At 67.0% G+C, this 7811-nt stretch carries 6 protein-coding genes and 1 pseudogene; 4 read left to right on the top strand and 3 right to left on the bottom strand.

Translation table 11 applies throughout. The features are described 5' to 3' along the window. Positions 1-595: 595 nt before the first annotated feature. Together ASG74_RS15150 and ASG74_RS15145 are read left to right on the top strand one after the other, a co-directional pair. On the top strand, positions 596-1834 hold the full coding sequence (locus tag ASG74_RS15150) for a DUF2254 domain-containing protein (protein ID WP_200942641.1): 1239 nt from the start codon (positions 596-598) through the stop codon (positions 1832-1834). A gap of 58 nt (positions 1835-1892) precedes the next feature. Beyond that, positions 1893-2903, top strand: a complete 1011-nt coding sequence (locus ASG74_RS15145) for an aldo/keto reductase family protein (protein WP_056145501.1) — start codon at positions 1893-1895, stop codon at positions 2901-2903. Between the two features lie 21 nt (positions 2904-2924). Here the strand turns inward: ASG74_RS15145 and ASG74_RS15140 are convergent, their stop codons facing one another. The 3 genes from ASG74_RS15140 to istA all read right to left on the bottom strand — a co-directional run bounded on the left by ASG74_RS15140 (position 2925) and on the right by istA (position 5916). Further along, positions 2925-3695: an FAD-binding protein gene (locus ASG74_RS15140; protein WP_056145498.1), complete on the bottom strand. Its 771-nt coding sequence runs from the start codon at positions 3693-3695 to the stop codon at positions 2925-2927. A gap of 203 nt (positions 3696-3898) precedes the next feature. After that, positions 3899-4699 carry an IS21-like element helper ATPase IstB gene (gene istB, locus ASG74_RS15135; protein ID WP_056145698.1) on the bottom strand — a complete coding sequence of 267 codons (801 nt, stop codon included), beginning with the start codon at positions 4697-4699 and terminating at the stop codon, positions 3899-3901. Beyond that, positions 4699-5916, bottom strand: a complete 1218-nt coding sequence (gene istA, locus ASG74_RS15130; RefSeq protein WP_056145497.1) for an IS21 family transposase — start codon at positions 5914-5916, stop codon at positions 4699-4701. The genes istB and istA overlap by 1 nt, the downstream gene beginning before the upstream one ends. A 17-nt stretch (positions 5917-5933) precedes the next feature. Between istA and ASG74_RS15125 the strand changes: the two genes are divergently transcribed. Further along, positions 5934-6599 carry an AMP-binding enzyme gene (locus tag ASG74_RS15125; protein ID WP_156465435.1) on the top strand — a complete coding sequence of 222 codons (666 nt, stop codon included), beginning with the start codon at positions 5934-5936 and terminating at the stop codon, positions 6597-6599. 656 nt (positions 6600-7255) lie between these two features. Beyond that, positions 7256-7792 (top strand): annotated as a pseudogene (locus ASG74_RS15120) (transposase); the annotation flags it as partial. Positions 7793-7811 lie beyond the last annotated feature (19 nt).

Raw genomic sequence — 7811 nt, 5'->3', positions numbered from 1 at the left:
GGCAAGAGAGGTCAGGGTCGCGACGGCGCGCGGGAGAGGTGAGAATCGCTCGCCCGATCTCCGTACCGCGCTCATGGATTTCTTTTCCCTGTGGGCATCTCGACGACGCCAGAAATCCTGAACGTAGCGGCATGTCCTCCCCGCGATAACCCTCCCAACGTGCTATGCACCAGATAGTCATGCGGTCGCTCCCCGCAGGCGGGCGCGTCATGATCCGACTCCTTCCAAGCGATCGAGCGAGCTGCTTGTGCCCTTCGACCAAGCACGCGAGAAAGCCTGTCCTGCAACGCTTCGAGGCCGGTCGACCCGGCAGATCGGCCGGGCTCCGTGAACCCACGATTGACCGGTCGCAAACTAACTAGTCATGACGGTCTAGTACTGATGAGTCACATGTCCGCGAAGATGACCATGCCCGTCCCGGAGGTCCGCATCGGGCCACCAGGCCGTCGAGGCGCTACTGGAGAGGGGCGGTCGCCCTCGCTGTGGAGTCTCGATCGACCGACAGCGCGATACCCTCCGAGCCCACGCAACTACGTCCGGGAGGCCACGTGCTCTTCGACCGGCCCTGCGCCCGCGAGCCCGGGGATCGGGCATCGTGAAAGCGAAGCTGAGGAGTGTCGCGCGGCGCTTCTGGGCGGTGCCGCTGCTCTTCGCCATCGGTGCGACCCTGCTCGCCCTCGGCGTGACCGCCATCGACGAGTCGCTCGACACCTCCCTCCGTCTGCCCTTCTTGTTCTCGGGTGGACCCGAGGGGGCACGCGCGCTGCTGGCGGCGATCATCACGTCGATGATCTCTTTCACCGGTCTGGTCTTCTCGATCACGGTCGTGGTGCTGCAGCTCACGAGCAGCCAGTTCTCCCCGCGGGTGTTGCGCTCGTTCCTCGAGGACCGTTTCAACCAGGTCGCGCTCGGTGTCTTCGTGGCGACCTTCGTCTACGGTCTCGTGGTCCTGCGCAGCGTGCGCGGGACCGCTCAGGTCGACCCGTTCGTCCCCCAGTTCGCCGTCGCGCTCGCGTTCGTGCTCGTCCTGGTGTCGGTGCTGGTGTTCCTCAGCTACATCAACCACATCGCGCAGTCGATCCGGGCCGCCACGATCCTGTCGAACATCTCCGACGAGACCCGTGCCCTCATCGACGACCGCTTTCCGGCCGACTCGCAACCGGAACCCTGGCTCAGTGCCGGTGACGGGCCGTCCCGGGTGATCTCTGCCGAGGACCCGGGTGTCGTGGAGTGGATCGACGACACGGCGCTCGCCCGTGCCGCAGAGCGAGCAGAGGTGTCGATCGAGATGCTGCGCGCCGTGGGGGAGTTCGTCGCGACGGGTGCGCCGCTCGCACGCGTGCATGGACGAGCGCAGTTCGACGACGGGCGTCTGCATGCCACCGTGCGCGTGGGCCGCGAGCGCACGATGGACCAGGACGTCGGGTTCGGCCTGCGACAGCTCGTCGACATCGCCGAGCGCGCACTCTCTCCGGGTGTCAACGACCCCACGACGGCGGTGCAGGCGCTGGACCACCTGCACGACATCGTTCGCCGACTCGCCACCCGCGCGCTTCCGCCACGGCAACGCGTCACCGATGAGGGGCGACTTCTCCTGTCCGTGCCCCAGCCGGACTTCGCTGACTACCTCGCCCTGGCGTTCGACGAGATCGCTCACTGGGGCAGGGACAGCCCGCGGATCGAGCGACGCATCGAGATCGCGCTCCGTGACCTCGAGGTCGCAGCTCGACCCGAGCACAGAGGGGCCGTCACCGACGCCATCGCCCGACACCGGTGCGCGGCTCCATCCTCGACGCTGGACGCGCTGTCGCCCTCCGACAGCGGGCTGCGCTGACGCCAGGCGGGCCACCGGCAACGCGAGGCAGCCTCACGAACGGGCGTACGGTCGAGGCATGAACTTCCGATACCTCGGCAACAGCGGGATGAAGATCTCCGAGATCACCTACGGCAACTGGCTGACCCACGGCTCGCAGGTCGAGAACGACGTCGCGACCCAGTGCGTACGCGCCGCCCTCGATGCGGGGATCAGCACCTTCGACACCGCTGACGCGTACGCCAACACCAAGGCCGAGACCGTCCTCGGCGACGCGCTCAAGGGCGAGCGCCGCGAGAGTCTGGAGATCTTCACCAAGGTCTACTGGCCCACCGGCCCGGGCGGCAAGAACGACACCGGGCTCTCACGCAAGCACATCATGGAGTCGATCAACGGCTCCCTCACCCGCCTGCAGACGGACTACGTCGACCTCTACCAGGCCCACCGCTACGACACGGAGACCCCGCTCGAGGAGACGATGACGGCGTTCGCCGACGTCGTCCGCCAGGGCAAGGCGCTCTACATCGGCGTCAGCGAGTGGACCGCCGAGCAGATCCGCGAGGGCCACCGACTCGCGAAGGAGCTGAACATCCAGCTCATCTCGAGCCAGCCGCAGTACTCCATGCTGTGGCGCGTCATCGAGGGCGAGGTCGTGCCGGCGTGCGAGGAGCTCGGCATCAGCCAGATCGTGTGGAGCCCGATCGCGCAGGGCGTCCTGACCGGCAAGTACCAGCCCGGGCAGCAGCCGCCCGAGGGTTCGCGCGCCGCCGACGAGAAGGGCGGCGCCAACATGATCAAGCGCTTCATGAACGACGACGTCCTGACCCGCGTCCAGGCCCTCCAGCCGGTGGCGGATGATGCGGGTCTGACGATGGCTCAGCTCGCGGTCGCCTGGGTGCTGCAGAACCAGAACGTCGCCGCTGCGCTGGTCGGGGCGTCACGGCCCGAGCAGGTGGGCGAGAACGTCAAGGCCGCCGGTGTGAAGCTCGAGCCCGAGCTGATGAAGCGGATCGACGAGGCCCTCGGGGACGTGGTGGAGACCGACCCGGCCAAGACGGCTGAGACGGCGCCCAAGTCCCGCGCCGCCTGACGCGCCGCCTGACGGTCGTCTTCACATCGACTCGTGGGCTCCTGGGTGTGCCCACCCCTGGGTCACACGATGCTCACAGGGCTTCGGCCGCACGACGCCCGCCGTGCGGCCACTGAAGAGGCAGCCACCGAGGAACGTTCCCTCGAGCGAGTTGTAGCCGTGCATTCCGCCACCGCCGAAACCTGAGGCTTCGCCTGCTGCATACAGCCCGGGGATGGGCTCGCCACCGTCGCCCAGCACGCGCCCGGACAGGTCGGTCTCCAGTCCGCCCAAGGTCTTGCGGGTGAGGATGTTGAGCCGCACCGCGATGAGCGGACCATTCTTGGGGTCGAGGAACTTGTGGGGTGTGGCGGTGCGAGTCAGCTTGTCCCCTCGGTAGGTTCGCGAGGCGTGGATCGCGCTGATCTGGGCGTCCTTGGAGTAGCCGTTGTCGACCTGCCGGTCTCGTGCCTCGATGAGCTGGAGGATCGCGACCGGGTCGATGACGGCGTCGGACCCTTCGGTCGTGGCGAGGGCGTTCATCTTGTTCACGAGGACCTCCACCGTGGGCGCCACGAGGAAGTCGTCCCCGTGGTCCAGGAAGGCCTGCACCGGGCCGGCGACGGGGAGGCGGGCTCGCTTGACGACGTCGCGCACCGACTTGCCGGTGAGGTCGGGGTTCTGCTCGGATCCGGAGAGGGTGAACTCCTTGCCGATGAGATCGCCGAAACACGAGCAACCGTGACCAACATGATGGGCTCCATTCCCGCGATACTTTGGCGCCGTCCACCCGAGTCGCTCGAGAGTGTCCATCGGTTGCGGTTAGGAATGGTGCTGCCTCTACCCGCAGAGAGGAAAGAGTTCGAGTCCCGCTTCGGATTCGCGACGACGGAGGTTTACGGGTCGACCGACGCTGGGCTGCCACTCGGCATCCCGTTTGGACAATACCGGTGTCGGCAACGCTCCAAAATGAGGCCGATGCGACGCTCGAAAACGAGGCCACCGGTTCGTGTTGTTTAGTCTGCCGCGTCTTGGGTTCTGATGCTGGGCAGGGTGTCGATGCCGCGGTTGCGGAGCCGGTAGCTGGCGCCTTTGAGGGTGAGGACGTCGGCGTGGTGCACGACGCGGTCGATCATGGCTGCGGCGACGGCTTGGTCGCCGAACACGCCGCCCCAGCCGCTGAATGGCAGGTTGGAGGTGAGGATCAGCGAGGCGTGTTCGTACCGGCTGCTAACGAGTTGGAAGAACAGGTTCGCTGCGTCTTGCTCGAACGGGAGGTAGCCCACTTCGTCAACGATGATCAGCCCGTAGCGCCGTAGCCGGGCAAGCTCTTGCGGGAGGGTGCCGGCGCGGTGGGCGTCGCTCAAGCGGGTGACCCAGTCGGTCGCGGTCGCGAACAGGACTCGGTGGCCGTGGTGGGCGGCGGCGATGCCCAGGCCGGTAGCCAAGTGGGTTTTGCCGGTGCCGGGCGGGCCGAGGAGAACGACGTTGCGGGCTTCGGTGAGGAACCCGCCGGAGGCCAATGAGGCGACTTGTTGGCGCACGGCGGGTTGGGCGTCCCAGTCGAACTCCTCAATCGTCTTGCGCGCGGCGAACCCGGCCGCGCGGATTCGCAGCTGGGCACCGGAGGCGTTGCGGGCGGCGACCTCGCGGTCCAGGACGGCGGCGAGGTACTCCTCATGGGTCCAGCCCGCGTCCCGGGCATGGTCAGCCAACCGGGCCGCTGCCTCGATGATCCGGGGTGCCTTCAACGCGCCAGCCAGGTAGCTCAACTCCTTGAGCGCCTGGGTCGCGTCGTTCTTGGTCGTGGCTGCCATCACGCGACCGCGCCGTCACTGGTGAGGCCGAAGGCGCGGTCGTAGTCGGCCAGGTCCCTCACCAACCCTTCCCCTGGATCGGGTGCTGGTCGGGGTTGCTGGTACTGCTCCCGCAGCACCTTGGCCGCGGCGACGTGGGCGGGGTCGGTGATCGTCATGCCGCGCGCCCACACCCGGTCATGCGCAGCGACCAGGCGCCCATCGTGCCGGACCTGGACCCGGGACAGGTCCGCCGTGACGTCCACGAACCGGCCGATCATGGTGGGATCCACGGAGTAGTCGCTGCTGTCGACGCGGACGTAGTAGTCGCGTCCCAACCGGACCCGGTTGACCCAGCCCACCTGCGGAGCGATCGGCGGCAGGGGCAGCATCGCGGCCCGGTCAGCTCCCAGCAGGTCCACGGGTTTTGCCTTGGTGGTGCGCACGACCCTCCCGTTGGCGATCGTGAGCCACTGCCCGAGTTGGTTGTTGAAGTCGGCTGGGGAGGCGAAGTCGCGTCCGGGCATGAACGAGGTTTCGAAGAACCCGTTGCGTCGCTCGACGATGCCCTTGGATTCCGGGTCGTAGGGCTTGAGCCGCTGGAGGGTGGTCGCCAACGTGCCGGTGACCGCCCCCACACCTTGCGCGTGCCGCTGACCGCGCCCGATGCCGGACTCGTTGTCCCAGATCAACCGGCGCGGAACCGCACCCAGCTGCTGCAGCAGCTCCCACATCCCCAGCAGCAGGTCCGCGGTGTGTCTGGTCGGGATCATCGAGGCGAGGATGAAACGCGAGTACGCGCAGGTGATCACCAGCACCGGCAACAGTGCCCTGGTGCCGTCCTCGAGCGGGACCTTCTGCGGTGGGAACCACAGGTCGCACTGCGCCGCGTCACCGGGCAGCCAGATCAACCGATCCGCTGGGTCGACCCGGCGATGCTGCCGGCGCAGCGCACGGACGTTGTCACGAAACCACGTGATCGACCCCGTCCAGCCGACCCGCTCCGCGATCACCGTCGCCGGCATATCCGGATGGTCTTTCAGCAGCTGGCGCACCAACGGCTCGAACGGCGTGAACGCCGTCGCCACTGGCGGCCGCTCATACTTCGGCGGCCCCTGCGAGGCCAACGCCCGCTTCACCGTTGACCGACCAATTCCCAGATCCCGTGCGACCTGCCGTTGCGGAACACCGTCCGCGACCAGCCGCCGGATCAAAGCCCAATCCTCCACTGAGATCACCCATCCAATCTGTCTGGGTGGCCTCGTTTTCAACCGTCGCTATGGCCTCGTTTTCAAGCGTCGTCGACAACCGGCCCGGTGCATGCGGACTTCCATCGCCCGGCTGGAGGGCGGATGTGTTTGACGAGTACGACAGGCCGGTACCGGCTGATGTCGAGGGCGAGCTGGTCCTGAGACCAGAGCGGCCGTTCATAGGCCAAGCAGGCTACTGGCGTAGCCCCGAAGCGACCGTGCAGGCCTCCCGCAACCTGTGGTTCCACACTGGTGACGTCGTGACCCGAGACCAAGATGGTTGGTACTACTACCGGGGCCGCCAGAAGGACATGATCCGCGTTTCCGGGGAGAACGTCGCGCCAATCCTCGTCGAGACCGCCCTTCTGCGACATCCAGCCGTCGAGGAGGCTGCCGCCTACGGCCTGCCGGGCGACCTCGGTGAGGAGGTTGTGGCGGTGGCCGTCGTGCTCCGAGACGGAAGCGCTCCGACAATGGCCGAACTGAGGCGGTTCGTCGAACCAGACCTGCCGTACTTCGCAGTACCCCGCTACATGATGGCGCTCTCACAGTTGCCGAAGACTCAGACGTCGAAGGTGGTAAAGGCCGAGCTGAAAGCGAGAGGCATCATCGCGGGTCACTGGGACGGCGGCCAGCCCATTCGTGCTCAGCCTGAGGCGGAGGGCACGTAGCGCACTGAGTCGTCATCGGCCTCATCGCCAGCCGGTCACCGGCACATCTAGACACGCCCGCCCCCGGTGACGATCGACGTAGACGGCGCGAAGGAGCGGGTGCCGCTCGCCAAGGCATGCGTCTCGGCTCAACTGTTTGAGGTGATGAGGCAAAGACAGCACGTCGCCGCGATCATCGACAGGGCTGACGGTTCCGGACTACCGACCGACGGCGCGCCCCGGCGTACGAGCCGCCCGCGACATGCTCGCTCCGAGTGAAAGGGCTGAGTTGTGTGGCCCTGGGCGAGTCTCTTGACGTCGTGCGATATGTCGTGCGATAACTCCCGGCGATCCTCGGCATGTCGCGGACATTCCCGGTCACTCGCGTCGGCTTCGACTCGAGCCACGAACGGCTACGGGAACGACAAAACCGCAGGTCAGAGGACTCTGACCTGCGGTTTCGGGTGGTGGCCAGGGACGGGGTCGAACCGTCGACCTTCCGATTTTCAGACATACGTGTAATCGCAGGTCAGCGGGGGTGTGGCGGTCGGCGTGCAACATGTCGTGCAACTTTTCACTGGCTCCGCGTCAGAACTCCTTCGGGAGCTTGGGCCTCTCTGTGGAACACGTCGCGCAAGGGACATGCTGTGCTGGCTTGGCACCAGCCAGCACAGCGCCTCGAGCCGGGGAGCGTGTACGCCTCTCTGGCTGAGTACCGGCATCGGTTGTTCCCGGCGGAGATGTTCGCGGACCTGTTCCCCTCGGGTCGGGGTCGTCCGTCGTTGCCGCCTGAGGTGGTCGCTTCGGTGATCGTTCTTCAGACGCTGCAAGGACTTTCGGACCGGGAGGCCGCCGAGGCGGTGACGTTCGACTTGCGGTGGAAGGCGGCGTGCGGGGTCGCGGTCGACGCGGGCGCGTTCCACCCCTCGACGTTGACGTACTGGCGGCGACGACTGGCAGCAAGTGCTCGTCCGCATCGAATCTTCGAGGTGGTCCGGGCGGTAATCATCGAAACGGGGTCGGCGACCGGCCGGCGTCGGCGGGCGTTGGACTCGACCGTCCTTGATGACGCGGTCGCCCGCCAGGACACGGTCACCCAGCTGGTGGCTGCGGTCCGCCGGGTCGGGCGTGAGGTTCCCGGTGGGGCCGAGCTGGTCGCGGCCAACTGTGTCGCTCTGGAGGCATTGACGGGTCGGGGCTATGAATCGCCCGGGTCTGGTGGACGGTCTGATT

The sequence above is a fragment of the Knoellia sp. Soil729 genome (genome assembly GCF_001427985.1).
Classification (GTDB): domain Bacteria; phylum Actinomycetota; class Actinomycetes; order Actinomycetales; family Dermatophilaceae; genus Knoellia.
This window is presented reverse-complemented; position numbering and strand designations above follow the sequence as displayed.

Bases quoted from the DNA above. Each gene is read 5' to 3' on its own strand.
- ASG74_RS15145 (WP_056145501.1), top strand. From the start codon at position 1,893: ATGAACTTCCGATACCTCGGCAACAGCGGGATGAAGATCTCCGAGATC.
- istB (WP_056145698.1), bottom strand. From the start codon at position 4,699: ATGGCAGCCACGACCAAGAACGACGCGACCCAGGCGCTCAAGGAGTTG.
- ASG74_RS15140 (WP_056145498.1), bottom strand. From the start codon at position 3,695: ATGGACACTCTCGAGCGACTCGGGTGGACGGCGCCAAAGTATCGCGGG.